The sequence below is a fragment of the Pseudonocardia yunnanensis genome (assembly GCF_039534065.1).
In the GTDB taxonomy this organism is placed as follows: domain Bacteria; phylum Actinomycetota; class Actinomycetes; order Mycobacteriales; family Pseudonocardiaceae; genus Pseudonocardia; species Pseudonocardia yunnanensis.
In genome coordinates this window covers 61,617-78,090 of sequence record NZ_BAAAUS010000016.1, presented here as the reverse complement: position 1 = coordinate 78,090, position 16,474 = coordinate 61,617, and the positions used below count along the sequence as shown (strand labels likewise).

16 protein-coding genes are annotated in these 16,474 nt (G+C 69.1%); 8 read left to right on the top strand and 8 right to left on the bottom strand.

Annotated features, from left to right (window positions below; genetic code table 11):
* The first annotated feature begins 25 nt into the window (after window positions 1-25).
* From nthB to ABD743_RS16360, 3 genes are read left to right on the top strand one after another with little or no spacing between them, the layout of a single operon-like run.
* On the top strand, window positions 26-691 hold the full coding sequence (nthB, locus tag ABD743_RS16370) for a nitrile hydratase subunit beta (RefSeq protein WP_344722941.1): 666 nt from the start codon (window positions 26-28) through the stop codon (window positions 689-691).
* A complete protein-coding gene (gene nthA, locus ABD743_RS16365; protein WP_344722940.1) occupies window positions 688-1,281 on the top strand; it encodes a nitrile hydratase subunit alpha in 594 nt (197 codons plus the stop codon). Before nthB ends, nthA begins: the two co-directional genes overlap by 4 nt.
* Entirely contained in the window at window positions 1,278-1,622 is a 345-nt protein-coding gene (locus ABD743_RS16360; protein WP_344722939.1) for a nitrile hydratase accessory protein, read from the top strand. The genes nthA and ABD743_RS16360 overlap by 4 nt, the downstream gene beginning before the upstream one ends.
* A 14-nt stretch (window positions 1,623-1,636) precedes the next feature.
* Here ABD743_RS16360 and ABD743_RS16355 read toward each other — a convergent pair whose 3' ends face one another.
* Window positions 1,637-2,362 (bottom strand): oxygen-binding di-iron domain-containing protein, encoded by a 726-nt coding sequence (locus ABD743_RS16355; protein ID WP_344722938.1) that lies wholly within the window; start codon window positions 2,360-2,362, stop codon window positions 1,637-1,639.
* 168 nt (window positions 2,363-2,530) lie between these two features.
* Between ABD743_RS16355 and ABD743_RS16350 the strand changes: the two genes are divergently transcribed.
* From ABD743_RS16350 to ABD743_RS16340, 3 genes are all read left to right on the top strand, one after another.
* A complete protein-coding gene (locus tag ABD743_RS16350) occupies window positions 2,531-3,445 on the top strand; it encodes a fumarylacetoacetate hydrolase family protein (protein ID WP_344722937.1) in 915 nt (304 codons plus the stop codon).
* On the top strand, window positions 3,442-4,386 hold the full coding sequence (locus tag ABD743_RS16345; protein ID WP_344722936.1) for an MBL fold metallo-hydrolase: 945 nt from the start codon (window positions 3,442-3,444) through the stop codon (window positions 4,384-4,386). Before ABD743_RS16350 ends, ABD743_RS16345 begins: the two co-directional genes overlap by 4 nt.
* A gap of 101 nt (window positions 4,387-4,487) precedes the next feature.
* A complete protein-coding gene (locus tag ABD743_RS16340) occupies window positions 4,488-5,486 on the top strand; it encodes an LLM class flavin-dependent oxidoreductase (RefSeq protein ID WP_344722935.1) in 999 nt (332 codons plus the stop codon).
* A gap of 27 nt (window positions 5,487-5,513) precedes the next feature.
* Here the strand turns inward: ABD743_RS16340 and ABD743_RS16335 are convergent, their stop codons facing one another.
* Complete coding sequence (locus tag ABD743_RS16335; protein WP_344722934.1) at window positions 5,514-6,119, bottom strand: CGNR zinc finger domain-containing protein; 606 nt, start codon at window positions 6,117-6,119, stop codon at window positions 5,514-5,516.
* 110 nt (window positions 6,120-6,229) lie between these two features.
* On the opposite strand from ABD743_RS16335, the gene ABD743_RS16330 reads away from it, so the two are divergent.
* On the top strand, window positions 6,230-7,096 hold the full coding sequence (locus ABD743_RS16330; protein ID WP_344722933.1) for an SDR family NAD(P)-dependent oxidoreductase: 867 nt from the start codon (window positions 6,230-6,232) through the stop codon (window positions 7,094-7,096).
* 80 nt (window positions 7,097-7,176) lie between these two features.
* Here the strand turns inward: ABD743_RS16330 and proS are convergent, their stop codons facing one another.
* The 4 genes from proS to ABD743_RS16310 all read right to left on the bottom strand — a co-directional run bounded on the left by proS (window position 7,177) and on the right by ABD743_RS16310 (window position 13,418).
* Window positions 7,177-8,595 (bottom strand): proline--tRNA ligase, encoded by a 1,419-nt coding sequence (gene proS / locus ABD743_RS16325; protein ID WP_344722932.1) that lies wholly within the window; start codon window positions 8,593-8,595, stop codon window positions 7,177-7,179.
* A 174-nt stretch (window positions 8,596-8,769) separates the two neighbouring features.
* A complete protein-coding gene (locus ABD743_RS16320; protein WP_344722931.1) occupies window positions 8,770-10,497 on the bottom strand; it encodes an ABC transporter ATP-binding protein in 1,728 nt (575 codons plus the stop codon).
* Complete coding sequence (locus tag ABD743_RS16315; RefSeq protein ID WP_344722930.1) at window positions 10,494-12,332, bottom strand: ABC transporter ATP-binding protein; 1,839 nt, start codon at window positions 12,330-12,332, stop codon at window positions 10,494-10,496. Before ABD743_RS16315 ends, ABD743_RS16320 begins: the two co-directional genes overlap by 4 nt.
* Window positions 12,333-12,521: 189 nt before the next feature.
* Window positions 12,522-13,418, bottom strand: coding sequence for an alpha/beta hydrolase (locus ABD743_RS16310; protein WP_344722929.1), 897 nt, complete (start codon window positions 13,416-13,418; stop codon window positions 12,522-12,524).
* Between the two features lie 95 nt (window positions 13,419-13,513).
* Between ABD743_RS16310 and ABD743_RS16305 the strand changes: the two genes are divergently transcribed.
* Window positions 13,514-14,548, top strand: coding sequence for a helix-turn-helix domain-containing protein (locus ABD743_RS16305; protein WP_344722928.1), 1,035 nt, complete (start codon window positions 13,514-13,516; stop codon window positions 14,546-14,548).
* A gap of 31 nt (window positions 14,549-14,579) precedes the next feature.
* Here ABD743_RS16305 and ABD743_RS16300 read toward each other — a convergent pair whose 3' ends face one another.
* Window positions 14,580-15,527 carry an endonuclease/exonuclease/phosphatase family protein gene (locus tag ABD743_RS16300; protein ID WP_344722927.1) on the bottom strand — a complete coding sequence of 316 codons (948 nt, stop codon included), beginning with the start codon at window positions 15,525-15,527 and terminating at the stop codon, window positions 14,580-14,582.
* 127 nt (window positions 15,528-15,654) lie between these two features.
* Window positions 15,655-16,323, bottom strand: coding sequence for a metalloregulator ArsR/SmtB family transcription factor (locus ABD743_RS16295; protein WP_344722926.1), 669 nt, complete (start codon window positions 16,321-16,323; stop codon window positions 15,655-15,657).
* Window positions 16,324-16,474: the final 151 nt, after the last annotated feature.

Here is a 16,474-nt window from a genome sequence, read left to right as displayed (position 1 = left end):
CACAAAAATGTCGAGAGGTGGCGTTATGGACGGAATTGCCGACATGGGGGGCACCCCGGGCTGGGGGCCGACTCATCCGCCCGGCCGTGACGAGCCGGTCTTCGCCGAGCCCTGGCAGGGCAGGGCGTTCGCATTGGCGCTGCTGTCACAGGGGGTGTCCGGATTCAACGTCGACGCGTTCCGGCACGCGGTCGAGCGTCTGAACCGCTCCGCCTACCTTGACCAGGGCTACTTCGGTCGCTGGCTCAACGCCGCAGAGTTGATGCTCACCGACAGTGCGATCCTTGCGCCGGGCGCGATCGACGCCCGCGCTCGCAACCTTCGCGGCGAACACGTCGAGGAACCGCCGATCCCCCGGCCCGCCAAACCCGACTACACACCCACGGCCCCGGGCTCGCTGCGCCCCGTGGACACTCCACCGGCCTTCGCGGTGGGTGAGCGGGTGCGCGCCAAGAACATCTCACCCGCCGGCCACACCCGCCTGGCCGGCTACGTCCGCGGGCACACCGGAACCGTCCAGCTCATCCAGCCCAGCGCACTACTGCCCGACACACACGCGCACTTCAGAGGCGAGAACCCCCAGTACGTCTACACGGTGCGGTTCGACTCCCACGAGTTGTGGGGCGACGACGCCGAACCCTTCGACGTCACCATCGAGCTCTTCGAAAGCTATCTGGAGAAGACCACATGACCACCGGAACCACCGCGCCCGTTCCCGCGGCGCTGCGCACCGAGGCCCTCGAGCAACTGCTCACCGAACGCGGCCTGATCGACCCGGCCGTGATGGACGGTCTCATCACCGAGTACGAGGTCAACATCGGCCCGCTCAACGGGGCCAAGGTCGTCGCGAAGGCCTGGACCGACCCGGTCTACCGCCAGCGGCTGCTCGACGACAGCACCGCCGCCATCGACGAACTCGGCTTCATCGGACGCCAGGGCGAGCACATCGTCGTCGTCGAGAACACTCCGACCATCCACAACGTCGTGGTCTGCACGCTCTGCTCCTGCTACCCCTGGTCGGTGCTCGGCCTGCCCCCGAGCTGGTACAAGGACCCCGCCTACCGCGCACGCGTCGTCAAGGAACCGCGCACCGTGCTCTCGGAGATGGGCCTCGACCTCGCCGACGACGTCCAGATCACCGTCCACGACTCCAGCAGCGAGGTGCGCTGGCTGGTATTGCCCGAACGACCTGCCGGCACCGAGAACCTCTCCGAGGAACAGCTCGCCCGGCTCGTCACGCGGGACGCCATGGTCGGCGTCGCCAAGGTGGAAGCGCCGTGAGCGCCCCGCTGGACGTCGACGGCCCCGCCGCGCCACCGCGCGCCAACGGCGAACTGGTCTTCAGCGAACCGTGGGAGAGTCGCGCCTTCGGCATGGCCGTCAGCCTCCACCAGGCAGGCCTGTTCACCTGGCCGCGGTTCCGGTCGGCGCTGATCGCCCACATCGCCGCCTGGGAGGCCGTGCCTGCCGAGGACAAGCAGTGGAGCTACTACCAGCACTGGCTCGCCGCACTCGAGGACGTACTCGCCGACTCCGGCACCGTGCACGCCGACGCCGTCACCACACGCGCGCACACGCTGGCCCAGCGCCCCAGCGGTCACGACCACCCACACGCGCACTGACCCCGCCAGGCTGATCAGCCGGCTCTGTCGATCGCAGCGTGCAGCTCCTCGTCGTAGAACTGCGCCAGCCCCATCAACGCCCCGGGGGCATCACCGGAGAAGGCCGGGCCGTGCATGAGCGCCAGCGTCGACGGCGCCATGTCGGCGAGTCGTCGGACGGTCGGCGCGGTATTCGGGGTGAGGGCCGTGTAGTGGTACTTCGCCTCGGCAGCCATCGCAGGTTCGACGATGTCCGAATCGGACAACGCCGAATGCCTGCCGGAAGCCGTGAAGAGATCGCCGCACAAGAGGGTTTCGCTGCGTTCCTCGAACAGGATGCCCGCCTCCCAGCCATGGGGCACGTGCGATGTGTCGATCCATCTGACGCTCTTGCCGCCCAGGTCGACCGACTCGCCGTCGGCCACGACACGCGGTGGCCTGTCGGCGAGATCGTTGAGCGACAACATGACGCCGAGAGGCCCGTACATGACCTCGGCGTGGGGCGCCACCGCCAGCCACTCGTTCATCGAACCGCATTCGTCGGACTCGACATGACCGAAGCTGATCCACCGCAGACTCTCGGCCGGGATCACGCGATCGACCGCCGAGCGGACCAGCGGAAAGAGCTGCCGGGCTCCGCAATGGAACAGCAGCGGCTCCTCGGCGACCAGCAGGTACTGGTTGAATACGAGGTTTGCCTGATCGACGTAGGTGGAAAGTCGGTAGATATCGGGGCCGATTTCGTCGACGAGCGTCTCCATCACGACACCGCCGATACAGTGCACGGTCTATTCACTTCCTCAGTATGACCGAAGGACGAGATTTTGCCAGAGGCACTTCGAGTAGTCAGAGACCCTCTGGACACTTTGCTGACGCTTGTGGCAATTTGCATGACGCCACACCATGATCCCGACTTCGAGGAGCACCCGATGCGCTGGAGCAGCTACGCCGGGGCCGACGGCGTCGTCCGAACCGCCGTCTGGCACGCGGACCGCCTACATCCCGTGCCGACGGGCACGAGCCTCGTCGAGCTGCTCGGCGACGACGGCACTCGGCTCCGTGAGGCCGCAGAGGCAGCGCTACGGGAGCCGGGCGTCGATCCCGCGACAGTCACGCTGCTGCCGCCCGTCCCGCGTCCGCCGTCGATCCGCGACTTCATGGCGTTCGAGGAACACGTCGTCACGGCCAGCGCCGCGATCGGCCTGCAGGTCGACCCGCTCTGGTACTCCCAGCCCGTCTTCTACTTCACCAACCCGGCCGCTCTGCGCGGCGCCCACGACCCCGTCGCGATCTCACCCGGCAGCTGTGCTTTCGACTACGAGCTGGAGGTGGCCGCCGTCATCGGCCGGGAGGGTTCGGACCTCACGCCGGACGCCGCCGCCCAGCACATCGCGGGGTACGTGCTCTTCTGCGACTGGAGCGCCCGCGACCTGCAGGGCGAGGAGATGAAGCTGAACCTCGGGCCGGCGAAGGGCAAGGACTCGGCGTCGAGCTGCGGGCCCTGGATGCTCACCCCGGACGAACTTCCCGCAGCCGCCGAGATGACCGCATCGGTCAACGGGAAGCCCTACAGCGCCGGCAGTCTCGACGCCCTGTACTGGACCTTCGGCGAGATGATCGCCTATGCCTCGCGTGGCACGCGCGTGGTGCCCGGCGACCTGATCGGCAGCGGTACGGTCGGCACCGGTTGCATTCTCGAGCTCTCCCGCGTGCACGGCGCCGACGCCTACCCCTACCTCGTGCCGGGCGATCGCGTCCGACTCGAGGTCGGCGGGCTCGGCGCGATCGACGCCGCGGTGGTCGAGGGAGCACCCGTCCACCCGCTCCGGAAGGAGAGCACGTGAGCTCCCAGACGCACGACATCACCGTCCCCGCCCCGCCGCAGTTGCAGGAGGTGTCGGACGGGATCTACGCCTACGTCCAGCCCGACGGCACCTGGTGGATCAACAACACGGGGTTCGCAGTGGGCCCGCAGGGCGTGGTCGCGGTCGACTCCTGCTCCACCGAACGCCGCACGCGCGCGCTCGTCGACACCATCTCCTCGGTGACCTCGGCGCCCGTCCGCACGCTGGTCAACACCCACCACCATGGCGACCACACCTGGGGCAACGCACTGTTCGGCTCCGCCACGATCGTCGCGCACGAGCGCGCCCGCGAGGAGATGATCGCGTTCGGCCCGCCCCGTGAGCTGCCGTTCTGGGAGAACCCCGACTGGGGCTCGTTGCCGCTCGATCCACCGTTCCTCACCTTCACCGAGGGCGTCACGCTGCACGTCGGCGACCTGCGCGCGGAAGTCCGGCATGTCGGCACGCCCGCGCACACCACCAACGACTCGCTGGTCTGGTTCCCCGAGCGCTCCACGCTGTTCTGCGGCGACCTGATCTTCAACGGCGGCACGCCGTTCCTGCTCATGGGCTCGGTGGCCGGCGCGATCGACGTCCTGGAGACCGTCGTCGACCCGCTCGGTGCCACCACGACGATCCCCGGTCACGGTCCCGTCTTCCACGACCGGGCACCGCTCGACGCCACGCTCGACTACCTGCGGTTCGTGCTCGACGTCGCCGAGCGCGGCCGGGCCGCAGGCGCCACCCCCCTCCGAGCGGCACAGGACACCGACCTCGGCCGGTTCGCCGACTGGCCGGACGCGGAGCGGATCGTCGGCAACCTGCATCGCGCCTACGCCGAACTCGCGGGGGTGGAGCGCGGCGCGCCGATCGACGTCGTCGCCGCTCTTGGCGACATGGTCACCTACAACGGTGGGAAGCCCCTGACCTGCAGAGCCTGAGCGGAGCACGGACGGGAACGAACCCCGCTTCTCACGGGTTACTCATTGATAAGCGACTCATCCGAGTTCTCCCCGCTCCCGACGAATCGAAGGCCCGACTGATGCCCGTGACGCTCTCCATCCTCGACCTTGCACCCGTTGCGCCCGGGCATACGGCGCGGGAGAGCTTCGAGGGGAGCGTGAGGCTGGCCCAGGCCGCTGAGCGGCTGGGCTACCGCCGGGTCTGGTACGCCGAGCACCACAACATGCCCACGATCGCGTCGTCGGCCACGAGCGTCCTGATCGGGTACGTGGCCGCGCACACGTCCACGATCCGGCTCGGCGCGGGCGGCGTCATGCTGCCGAACCACGCTCCGCTGACGATCGCCGAACAGTTCGGCACCCTGGCCACGATCTATCCCGACCGCATCGACCTCGGCCTCGGCCGTGCTCCGGGTAGCGATCAGGTGACCATGCGCGCGATGCGGCGCGACGTGACGTCGTCCGACCGATTCCCCCAGGACGTCGTGGAGCTGCAGGGCTACCTGCAGGGCCAGTCACGCGTGCCCGGGGTGCAGGCGGTGCCCGGGGCCGGGACGAACGTCCCGTTGTACATCCTGGGGTCGTCGCTCTTCGGAGCCCAGCTCGCTGCCGCACTGGGCCTGCCGTACGCCTTCGCCTCGCATTTCGCGCCCGACGCCCTCTTCGACGCCATCGCCACCTATCGGCGGGAGTTCCAGCCGTCGGAGCAGCTCGCCGAGCCCTACGTCATGGTCGGTGCGAACGTGATCGCCGCTGACGACGAGGACGACGCCAGGAAGCAGTTCGAGACGGTGCGCCGGGCACGCGTGCGGGGGATGCTCTCGCGCGCACCGGGCACGCCGGACTACAGCGATGCCCAGATCGACGCCTTTCTGACGACGCCCAACGGGCAGCAGATCGCGAACATGATGAGGTACACCGCTGCCGGCACCGCGCCGCAGGTCGGCCGCTTCCTCGAGGAGTTCGCCGAGTCGACACAGGCCGACGAGCTGATCATCGCGCACCATTCGCAGGACATCGACAACCGGCTCCGCTCGGCCGAGCTGACGGCGGGCGTGATGCAGGGCGCGGGCGCCTGAGCCACAGCCGTGTTGCGGGTCGGGCGGTTACCGGGCCGCGGCGTTCTTCTTGCGCTGCCGGTAGGCGCGCATCGAAGCCTGTGAGGCACACCCCGGGCTGCAGAAGCCTGCCGAGGAGTTGCGGGTGCGGTCGAAGAACCCGAAGTGACACGGCGGGTTGCGGCATGCCTTGACGCGAGACCAGGCCCCGGATTGGGCGAGCTCGGTGATCCCGGCCAGCACCGAGGCGAGCACCCCGGGCACGCCGGTCTGTTCGGCCTGCAACGTGACTCCCTCGGCGCCTATCACGCTCGTCAGCGGGTACCGACTCGCCACCCGCTGGAGGTAGCTCTCGGCCTCGGCGAGCGGCTCGCCGAGGCTGCCTTCTTCCCCGGAGTGCGCGAGCAGCAGCGTCACCAGTGCGTCCCGCAGCTCGCGGGCACTCGCCGCGTCCGCACCGGTCACCTCCAGGTCACAGCGGTCGGCCCGCAGCTCGTCGGGGAGCTCGACCCGGTCGAGCCATCCGCGTAGCCCGGCCGCGTCGTCGAACTGTTCGATCCGGCCGCCGGCGTCGGCGTGGGTGTTGACGAACTCCAACACCAGGGCCACCGAGGGCGGCGGCGCCGTCGGGCTGCGATCGTTGTTGGTCTTCACGGTTATCTCCTCACCAGACCGCGATGCTACCGCCTAGCCGTTACAACTGAACAAGTGACGCTCCTAACTATGCCTGGTTCGTTACGAGCAACCCGCTTACGGTCCTAACCATGACTTCGACAGCAGCCGCCACCGGCACTCGATCCACCGTCCGCACCTGGTTCATCACCGGCGCCACCTCCGGCATCGGTCGAGCCCTGACCACCGCCGCGCTCGGGCGCGGGGACAACGTCACGGTGCTGGCCCGCCGCACCGAGCAGTTCAGCGACCTCGCCACCGAGCACGCCGAACGGGTACTGCTCATCGACACCGACGTCCGCGACGCGGAGTCCGTGGGCGCGGCGGTGCAACGCACCCTCGATCGGTTCGGCCGGATCGACGTGGTCGCCAACAACGCCGGCTTCGGCGTGTTCGGGGCCGTCGAGGAAGCCAGCGACGCCCAGGCCCGCGCGATCTTCGACACGAACGTCTTCGGCGTGCTCAACGTGCTGCGCGCAACCCTGCCCGTCCTGCGCAAGCAGCGCTCGGGTCACCTGCTGCAGGGCTCCTCGTACTACGGGCAGACCGCCCACCCCGGCGTGGGGATGCTCGCCGCCACCAAGTACGCCGTCGAGGGCCTCACCGACGCACTCGTCGGCGAGGTCGCCCCGCTGGGGATCAAGGTCACCCTCGTCGAGCCCGGCCCCACCGCGACCGCGTTCCTGTCCAACCTCGACGTCGCCGCCACCGACAGCGACTACGACCAGACCGTCCGGGAGGTACAGCGGGCGATCGGCGCGCTGCCGGCCGAGGCGTTCAACGCGCCCGAGCGGGTCGCCACCGCCATTCTGGCCGCCGTCGACGCCGAGCAGCCTCCGTTGCGCCTGGCCACCGGCAGCGCCGCGGCCCGTGACATGCGCGCCGCGCTGCAGGCCCGACTCGACGAGCTCGACACGTGGGCCGAGGTGACCAACGCGGTGGACACCCCCGCCGCGTGACCGCCACCGCACACATCTGGTGGCCACCGCGCTCACGTTCTGCCATGGGCGCGGTGGCCATGAGGTGGGTGCGGTCGACGTCAGTAGGCGCGGCCGATGAGCACCGTGTGCTTTGCGGGCATGCCCGTCATCAGGCAGGTGGGTGCGGGCGGGTCGGCGTCGACGATGCAGCGGATCGTGGCGCTGGTGGCCTCACCGAGTGCCTGCTCCGACTCCTCTGTGCCGGACCAGGCGGCGAGGAACAGCCCTCCGTCGCCGACGCGCTGCGTGAACTCGTCGAAGTCGGTGACCGGGTAGGTGTGCTCTTCGCGGAACGCACGCGAACCCGCGAACAGCGCCTGCTGGATCTCGTCGAGGAGGCTCGCGGCGGCGCGCGCGGCGCCGTCCAGCGGAACGGAGCTCTTGCTGCGGGTGTCGCGGCGGACCAGTGTGGCCTGGCCGGAGGCAAGCTCCCGCGCACCCAGCTCGATCCGGACGGGGACACCCTTCAGCTCCCAGTCGACGGAGCGACGTCCGAACGAGGTGTGGGTGCGGGCGTCGAGATGCGCGCGGACACCGGCGGCCCGCAACTCTGCCTCGACACGCGTGGCCGCCTCGGCGACCTCGCTCCCCTCATCCAGCTGCATGACCACCACCTGGTGCGGCGCGATCGCCGGGGGCAGGCACAAGCCGTGATCGTCGCCGTGGACCATGATCATTCCACCGATCATCCGGGTGGACGTTCCCCACGAGGTGGTGGCGGCGTAGCGACGCTCGCCGCCCGCGTCCAGGTACTGGATGTCGAAGGCGCGCGCGAAGTTGTGGCCGAGGTTGTGGCTGGTCCCCATCTGCAGGGCCTTGCCGTCGCGCATCAACGCCTCGCAGGTGAAGGTGTGCTCGGCACCGGCGAAGCGCTCACCGGGCGATTTCTCTCCCACCACGAGCGAGATCGCCAAGGACTCCTCCATGAACCGCCGGTAGACCTCAAGCATGCGCTCGGTTTCCTCGACCGCGTCCTCATAGGTGGCATGAGCGGTGTGCCCCTCCTGCCACAGGAACTCGGTGGTGCGCAGGAACAGGCGTGGCCGCAGCTCCCACCGGACCACGTTGTTCCAGAGGTTGAGCATCAGCGGAAGGTCCCGGTGGGACTGGATCCACTTGGCGAAGTAGTGGTTGATGACCGTCTCGGAGGTGGGACGCACCACCAGCGGCTCGGCGAGCTGATCCCCGCCACCATGGGTGACCACGGCGAGCTCCGGGGAGAAGCCCTCGACGTGCTGCTTCTCCTTCTCCAGGAAGCTCATAGGGATGAACAGCGGAAACGAGGCGTTCTGGGCGCCGGTCGCCTTGATCCGCCGGTCCATGTCGGCCTGCATGAGCTCCCAGATCGCGTAGCCCCACGGTCGAATCACCATGGTCCCCCGCGCCGGACCGTTCTCGGCCAACTCGGCGCGAGCAACGACGTCCTGATACCAGGCGGGGAAGTTCTCCGCCTGCGGGGTGAGTACGGCCTTGGCCACGGTGCTGCCTCTTCTTGCGTGCCGGTGGCACGTCGTCGAAAACGGGCTGACTGACAGCAGCGACGCTAGCCGAGCGAGGCAAACCCTTATCCGGCGAAGACTCGCCGAGACCGGGGACGTTCGCCCGACCGGCGGCGCAGCGCAGCCGGTCGAGCTCCGCCGAGTAGAGGGCTGTCACTGAACCTTTTCGACCTGGGCCGCTGGTGTCATGGAAATTCGCCAATAATCGGCGTAACGGCCGCCACGGCCCAACAGTTCGTCGTGAGTGCCTTCCTCCACGATCCGACCGCCATCCAGAAAGACGACGCGATCAGCGCGCCGGACGGTCCGCATCCGATGCGCCACCATCACCACCGTCCGGCCCGCCATCAGCCGCTCGATACCGTCGTGGACGGCCGACTCGTTCACCGGATCCAGCGCGGAGGTCACCTCGTCCAACAGCACGACGGGCGCATTCTTCAACAGCGCTCGCGCGATCGAGACACGCTGGCGCTCACCCCCCGACAACAGCGCGCCGCCCTCGCCGACATTCGTCGCCCATCCGCCGGGCAGTCGCTCGATCACCTCGTCCAACCGCGCCGCGGCCGCCGCCGCCCGCACCTCGACTTCCTCGGCATCGGGACGGCCGAGACGCACGTTCTCCTCGATCGTGCCCTCGAAGAGATAGACGTCCTGGAAGACGATCGCGACCTGCGCCATCAACACCTCGGTGTCGATCGCGCGCACGTCCACACCGCCCACACGCACCACACCCGCGTCCACGTCGTAGAACCGGGCGAGCAACTGAAGCAATGTGCTCTTACCCGCACCCGACGGCCCGACAACGGCAAGCCGCTGTCCCTCCGGCACGGACAACGACACGTCGTCCATCACCGTGCGGTCGCCGTGCCGGAAGGCGACGGACTCGAACTCCAGGTCATGGCTTACCGGCTGGATCGGTTCGCGAGCCTCCGGCAGCGGCTCGGTGCGCAACACCATGTCGAGCCTCGCCAACTCCGAACGTGCGCCGCGGAGTCGGCCGCCGATATCCGACAGCGACAGCAGTGGATCCGCGCAGCGAGCGGCCAGCACCAGGATCGCCAGAACCTCTGCCGCACCGACATTCCCGCCGAGTGCGAGGTAGGCGCCCAGGACCAACAACACGGTGAACACCGCCTGCACCGTGAGCGCCAAGCCCAGTACGCCGGGCAGAGCCGACAGCGTGGAACGGCGGGACGCGCGCTGGACCTCTCGCAACGAGTCGTCGAGGAACCGGAAGCGTTCGACGGTCCGGCCGCCGGCTCGCAGCACCGGCTGGGCCCGGAGATACTCGATGACTCGTCCGGCGGCCTCATGGTCGCGCTCGGCGCGATCGGCATCGGCGGCGTCCATCGAGCGTCCCGTCCAGATCTGGATCGCCGCCACGACCGGTACGGCGACCAGAGCGGCCAGCCCCATCTGCCAGTTGAAGGCGAGCATCACGACAACGATCGTCAGGGGCGTCACGGCGGCGGAGATCAACGGTGCCAGCAGATGGGCGATCACGCTCATCGCCTGCAGGACACCGGTACTGGCCAGGACGGACACCTTCCCGACGCGGCCTGCGCTGTACCAGCCGATGGGCAGTCGGGCCAGATGATCGCCGAGGCGCTGATACATGCCACGCAACAGAGTGGTCCCGACACGGAAACCGGAAAGGTCGCTGACATAGCGCAGCACCGCGTACACCGCGACCGCGGCCGCGAACGCGATCAGCCAGGGCTGCGCATCCGCGGGATTGCTCCCGAACAGGGCCCGCAGCACCGGAACCAGCAATGCATAGGACAGACCCTCGAATATCGCGGTCGTCGTCATCAGGGCCACGGTGCGACGCACCGGCTGGGCGTACTCGTGTCCCAGCACACGCAGCAGCATTCGAATCATCGGAGCTCGTCTCCTTGCAGTGCGCCGATGCCGGTTTCGATCTCGTCGGCGACCGCCGATCGGTGGGATCGCCAGAACCCGGCGAACTTTCCGTTCTGCGCCAGCAGTTCGACGGGCTTGCCGCGCTCGACGATCGACCCGTTCTCCAGCATCACGACGGTGTCGGCGTCGGCGACCGTCTCCAGACGATGGGCGATGACCAGAACCGTCCGGTCTCCCTCCAGCGTCGCCAAGGCCCGGCGTACCGCCTGTTCGGTCTCGGGGTCGGCGAAGGCGGTCGCCTCGTCGAGCACGAGAACGGGTGTGTCGGCGAGCAGTGCGCGTGCGATCGAGATCCGCTGCGCCTCGCCGCCGGACAGCCCGACCTCCTCACCGATCACCGTTTCGTATCCGCGCGGCAGCTCGAGAATTCGGTCATGAATGTTCGCCTGCCGGGCGGCGCGAACCACGTCGTCGAGGTCGGCATGCGGTACCGCCAGCGCGATGTTGTCCGCGACCGACGCGCGCAGCAGGCGAACGTCCTGGAAGACGAAGGACACCATCCGGTAGAGGTCCCGGCTGCCGAGCTCGCGCAGATCGACACCGCCAAGGGCGATCGAACCGTGGGTCGGGTCGAAGAACCGCGGCAACAGCTGAACCAGCGTGGACTTTCCGCTTCCCGACGGCCCGACGATCGCGGTGACCGTGCCCGGCTCGAGCACCAGGTCGATCCCGCGCAGCACCTCGTGATCGGCGACGTAGCCGAATCGAACGTCACGCAGTTCCACCCGGTGACCCTGTGGCGCGATCGGGTGCGCGGGCTCCGGCAGCGAGGGCACCGCGAGCACGTCCCGGATCCGGCCGACCGCGCGCCGGGCGGCCTGCAGATCGTCGAAGCCGTGGCCGAGGACCGCCACCGGAGCGGTCAGTCCCAGTCCGAGCAGCAGGAAGGGCAGCAGGTCGGCCGGGGCCATGCCACCGGTCGTGATCAGAGCCGCACCGCCGATCAGCACGACGAGCAGAACGAACGGCGGGGACAGCGCCGTCTGCATTCCCGCGGCGATCGCGGAAAGACCGCGCACCATTCGGTAGAAGGAGCCGACGAAGTCGTCCACGGCCGTGCGGAATTTGCGGTGGGCGCGCTCACCTCCGCCGAACGCCTTGACCACCGAGATGCCCTGAACGAACTCGACGACCGAACTCGCGATCCGTGCCATGGCTCCGTCGAAATCGGTGTGCTCGCGCAGCCGGGTCGGAGTCATCATCAAGGGGACCAGCGCCACTGCCAGCACCACCGGAATCAGCGTGATCAGCGTGAGCCGCCAGTCGATGGTGAACAGGTAGATCAGCGATACCAGCGGCACCACGAAGGCGGAGACGAGCTCGCCGGGCGTGTGGGCGATGAACGGGTGCACAGCACTCACGTCCTCGCCCACGACCTTCGCCAGCTCGCCCGTGCGGCGCCGGGAGAACCAGCCGATCGGCACGCGCCCCAGCCGGGCGGCGAGTTGCCGGCGGAAGGACAGTTGCGCCTGACCGTCGAGAAGATGGCCGATCCCGGACGATGCGGCTGTGAACAGCAGCCGGACGAACAGGCCGATCACACCGGCGATCACGACGAACCAGACATGACCGTGATCGATCGGGCCGGGCGACAACAGGGTACGACCCAATTCGACCACCGCGAGCAATGGCGCCAGCCCCGCGACAGCACCGATGACCTGCAGGATGACAACGGCGGCGAGATTCGGAAGATAGGGGCGCAGCAGCGCTCCCAAGCTCTGCGCGGCCAGGGAATGGGAATCCGATGGGGGTGTGGACTGCTCCCTCGCCTCGGCAAGGTCGGTGGCGTTCATCGCTCTCTCGTCTTCGTCGATCTCGGCACGACCAGGCACCCGACCGCGCCGATGGTGGATGAGGACAGGGCGTTGCCGTCGTCCAGGGGCGTTGTCATGAGCCCACTGTCGTGGCCGGTGCGCGCCGCTCGATTGGACAAATGTTCCGGTCAGCCGCAGTGCGTAGCCCGGTGACCGTGACCAGCGACCTCACCCGGCCAGTGCACGGCGCAGGGCTGCGGCGAGTTCGGCGTTCTGTCGCTGGGACACCTCGGCGGACAGGATCGCCTGCGACCCGTGGAAGGTGCCGGGCCACTGGTGCAACTCGACCGACACGCCCGCCTGGAGCAGGCGCACTGCGTAGGTGATGTCTTCGTCGCGGTTCGGGCAGAACTCCGCGGTGGCGATGTGGGCGGGCGGCAGGCCGGACAGGTCGTCGGCCCGGGCCGCCGCGGCGTACGGCGATGCGGGCGCGGAGCCCAGGTAGTGCCGCCACCCATCGGCGACCTTGTCGCGAGTCAGCCAGGGCGTCTCGGTGAAGGTGCGCGCCGACCACGTCTCCTGCCGGTCGTCGAGCCCCGGCTGGTTGAGCAGTTGGAAGCAGATCGGCGGTCCTTGCTGGTCGCGCGCCCGCAACGCCACCGCGGCCGCGAGCCCCGCACCGGAACTGTGGCCACCGACCGCGATCCGATCCGGGTCGATGCCGAGTTCGGCAGCGTGCTCGGCCGTCCAGACCAGCACGGCGAAGGCGTCGTCCAGGGCGGCAGGGAACGGATGCTCGGGAGCCAGTCGGTAGCCCACCGAGATCACCATGACGCCGGACAGGCCGGCGATGCGGGCGGCCCACGGGTGCTCGGTGTCCACATCACCCATGACAAATCCGCCGCCGTGCAGCCAGACGATGGCGGCCTGGGCGCCGTGCGGGCGGTAGATCCGAACCGGGACACCCGGATCGGCCGGCACCGTGCGGTCCTCGATCTCCATGCCCGCGGTGTCCGGAGCAGGCACCGCGGCGGCCAGACCGGCGAAGCTCGTACGCGCCGTGACCGGGTCGGTCAGGTCGGCACGGGGGAACAACGGGATGAATGCTTCCAGTTCGGGATCCATGCCGACAATCCTCGTGATCGATCGCCATAAGATCACCCGCCATCCGTCGGGCATATCGCCTGGATCACGCACCGGGCGGCGCATAGCCTCCTGCCATGGAGGCACTGGCCGAACGGCTGTCGCAGCTGGATTCGCAGGTCGAAGGCGCGATCCGGGTCGTGATGTTCTACGACACGCTGATGCGCCGACGGGTGGATCTCCCTGCGCTTGCCCGCGCCTCGGCTGGCCTTGCCGAGTGCGTGGCCGGGATTCGGCTCCGCGGCACGGGGCGGGCGATCCGCGTCTCGCCCGACGGCACGGAAACGTCAGCCCCGGCGGCACCGGCGTCCACCACCGCACCGATCACACTCGACGAGGAGGAGATCGGCACGGTGTGGCTGGAACGCCCCGGTCCGCCCAGCCCGCTCGACGAGGTCGTGCTGGACCGGCTCGCCATCGCCGCCGCTGCGGTCATCGAGAAATACGGCCCGGCCCGCACCACGATGGCCGACCCGGCTCTCGTCGAGTTGGTGATCAGTTCCGAGAGCGACGAGGCGGCCAGGGCTCGGGCGCTGCGGCTACTGGGTTTCGCCGCCGACCTTCCCGTCCACGTCGTCGCCGTACGGTCGCAGCTTCCACTCGAGCAGGTCGGTCGCCTGGTCTGCCCGACCCGCCCGGTGAAAGCGGCACCGCTTGCCGACGTGGGCGTCCTCCTGGCCACCACCACGGACTCGACCGGGTTTCCGGCGGGTGTGCGCGCGGGCATCGGCGCCGCCGAGAGCCCCGACCGCTCGTGGCGGGAAGCCCGCATCGCGCTGCGCTTCACCACCCCGAGACAGCCCGTCGTCCACTTCGACGGCCTGGGGGCGTTGGCGCTGCTCGCACACGTGCCTCAGGACGCCGCGCGGAACAACGCGGACGTGGCGGCGATCGCCCGAATGGCCGTCAACTCGGAAGATCTGGACACGTTGGACGCCTATTGCGCCAGCGGCTCGCAACGCCAGGCCGCCGACCTTCTCCACCTGCACCACAGCAGCGTCGCCCGCCGGCTCGAACAGATCGGAAAGACCATGGGCATCGAACTCGCCGAGCCCACCGGACTGACACGGGCCCGGCTCGCCCTCACCGCATGGCGGCTGCTCGACGACTGACGAGGTACCGATTCGTCAGGCTTCCGGGCGATCAGAGATCGATCGTGGCGATGAGCGGGCGGTGGTCGGAGGCCGGCGTGTCGCGGCGGCTGTTGGGGTCGTCGTCGATGGAGTCCGGAGCGGGGCCCGCGGTCAGGTCACCGTCGTCGACGTGATGAGCGACGAGGTGACTGGCCAGGACGTGGTCGATCAGCTCCTTGGTACCGCGGTAGATACGCGAGTAGCGGTTGTCTGCAGGCTGGATGCGCGCGGAGAGGTTCCACAGCCGCGCACCGTCGCCCAGGTCCGGGGTGTCGTAGCCACGAGTGCCGATCTCGGAGCCGGGCGGGCCGTAGAGGATCTGGGTGGTGGCGGCACCGGGCTCGTCGTTGAGGTCACCCAGCGCCATCACCGCCCGCTCCTTGCCTTGCCCGTCGAGAAGCTGGGTGGCCGCATCGCGAACGGTGGCGGCTTCCGCGGCGCGGCGACCCAGGGCGTAAGCGCCGTAACGGGCGCGCAGCCCTTCGTCCCGGGTGGAGAAGGCGCCGCCGGGGAACGTGAGCAGCTTCGACTTCAGGTGGCAGGTGATGAGGGTGATGGATGTGCCCGCGGCGGTGGTGACCGTGCTGACGAGGGCGGGACGGCCCATCGCGTCCACCGCGTCTGCAGTGTCGTCGACCTGGATGGGGCGCAGCGGCGCAGGGAACGTGGTCACCTGGTGGGTGTCGCGGAGCTCGAGCTTCGAGAGGAACCCGACGCGGATCCCGCGCTCGTCCGGGTCGGCGGTGGCCAGGTGGGCATACCCGGCGAGCTTGTTGGCCAGATCCTGCAGGGCGGCCGGCTCACCGACCTCCTGGACGGCGAGCACATCGGGTGCCAGCTCGGTGATGGTCTGTGCCAGCGCCGAGAGTTTGGCGTCGTAGGCATCCTGTGTCGTCGGGCCGGCAGGGCCGCCGGGACGGAAGAAGTTCTCGAGGTTCCAGGTCCCGATCCGCACCATGAGCGCGCGCCCCCATCACTCCGCCAGCTCTGATCGCTACTGACGAGAGTGCCGCGCGCCGCCCCGACACCGGCTGAACGCGGCATGAACACCCTGCGGCGGGCCGTACTTCTCCCCTCGGCGCCGCTCAGGAGCGGCCGACGGCGACGGGGAGCCCAGCGCGTCTCCATTCGGGAAACCCGTCTTCCAGTCGTGCAGCGCGAAATCCGCGCTTGCGCAACTCGCGCACCGCCTCGTCCGCGTAGACGCAGTACGGGCCCCGGCAGTAGGCGACGATCTCCACGTCAGCGGGCAGGCTGCGCAGCAGGCGATCCAGCTCGTCGACGGGCGCGGAACAGGCACCCGCGATGTGGCCCGCGGCGTATTCGGCGATCGGGCGGACGTCCAGCACGAGCACGTCGCCGCGGCTCATCCGCTCGATCAGCGTGGCCCGGTCCACGGCCTCGAGCTCGCTGCGGTCACCCAGATACGCCTGCGCGAGCCGGTCCAGCCCGGCCGTCCGTTCTTCGGCGACCGCGCGGACGGCCGCCCACATGTGCTGTACGTGCTCGCCGCCCAGCGCGTAGTAGATGCGCGTGCCGTCCCTGCGGGTGTCGACGAGCCCGGCGCGGGCCAAGGTGCGCAGGTGGTGGGAGGTGTTGGCGACGCTCTGGCCGATCTCGCCGGCGATCTCCTCCACCGAGCGCTCGCCCTGGGCCAGGAGGTCCACGATCTCCGCCCGCCTGCCGGAGCCCAGCGCTGCGGCCACCTCGGCGAACGCGGCGAACAGTGCGTCCTTCGCCAAGCGGTCGCCCATGCCGTGATCGTCGATCCCGGCACGCCTTCCTGTCAAGTTCGAACGAATACTTGACAATGCCGATGACAGCCGCGCATTCTCAAGTCATCGTTTGAGGATCTTGGGGGTGGGCGCATCGATGGGGGATACACCGGTCGATCCCGGCGTGCTG

Excerpts from the sequence above, each read along its gene's own strand:
- nthB (WP_344722941.1), top strand. The coding sequence starts at position 26 with ATGGACGGAATTGCCGACATGGGGGGCACCCCGGGCTGGGGGCCGACT.
- nthA (WP_344722940.1), top strand. The coding sequence starts at position 688 with ATGACCACCGGAACCACCGCGCCCGTTCCCGCGGCGCTGCGCACCGAG.
- ABD743_RS16355 (WP_344722938.1), bottom strand. The coding sequence starts at position 2,362 with ATGGAGACGCTCGTCGACGAAATCGGCCCCGATATCTACCGACTTTCC.
- ABD743_RS16350 (WP_344722937.1), top strand. The coding sequence starts at position 2,531 with ATGCGCTGGAGCAGCTACGCCGGGGCCGACGGCGTCGTCCGAACCGCC.
- ABD743_RS16340 (WP_344722935.1), top strand. The coding sequence starts at position 4,488 with ATGCCCGTGACGCTCTCCATCCTCGACCTTGCACCCGTTGCGCCCGGG.
- ABD743_RS16330 (WP_344722933.1), top strand. The coding sequence starts at position 6,230 with ATGACTTCGACAGCAGCCGCCACCGGCACTCGATCCACCGTCCGCACC.
- ABD743_RS16320 (WP_344722931.1), bottom strand. The coding sequence starts at position 10,497 with ATGATTCGAATGCTGCTGCGTGTGCTGGGACACGAGTACGCCCAGCCG.
- ABD743_RS16315 (WP_344722930.1), bottom strand. The coding sequence starts at position 12,332 with ATGAACGCCACCGACCTTGCCGAGGCGAGGGAGCAGTCCACACCCCCA.
- ABD743_RS16310 (WP_344722929.1), bottom strand. The coding sequence starts at position 13,418 with ATGGATCCCGAACTGGAAGCATTCATCCCGTTGTTCCCCCGTGCCGAC.
- ABD743_RS16305 (WP_344722928.1), top strand. The coding sequence starts at position 13,514 with ATGGAGGCACTGGCCGAACGGCTGTCGCAGCTGGATTCGCAGGTCGAA.
- ABD743_RS16300 (WP_344722927.1), bottom strand. The coding sequence starts at position 15,527 with ATGGTGCGGATCGGGACCTGGAACCTCGAGAACTTCTTCCGTCCCGGC.
- ABD743_RS16295 (WP_344722926.1), bottom strand. The coding sequence starts at position 16,323 with ATGGGCGACCGCTTGGCGAAGGACGCACTGTTCGCCGCGTTCGCCGAG.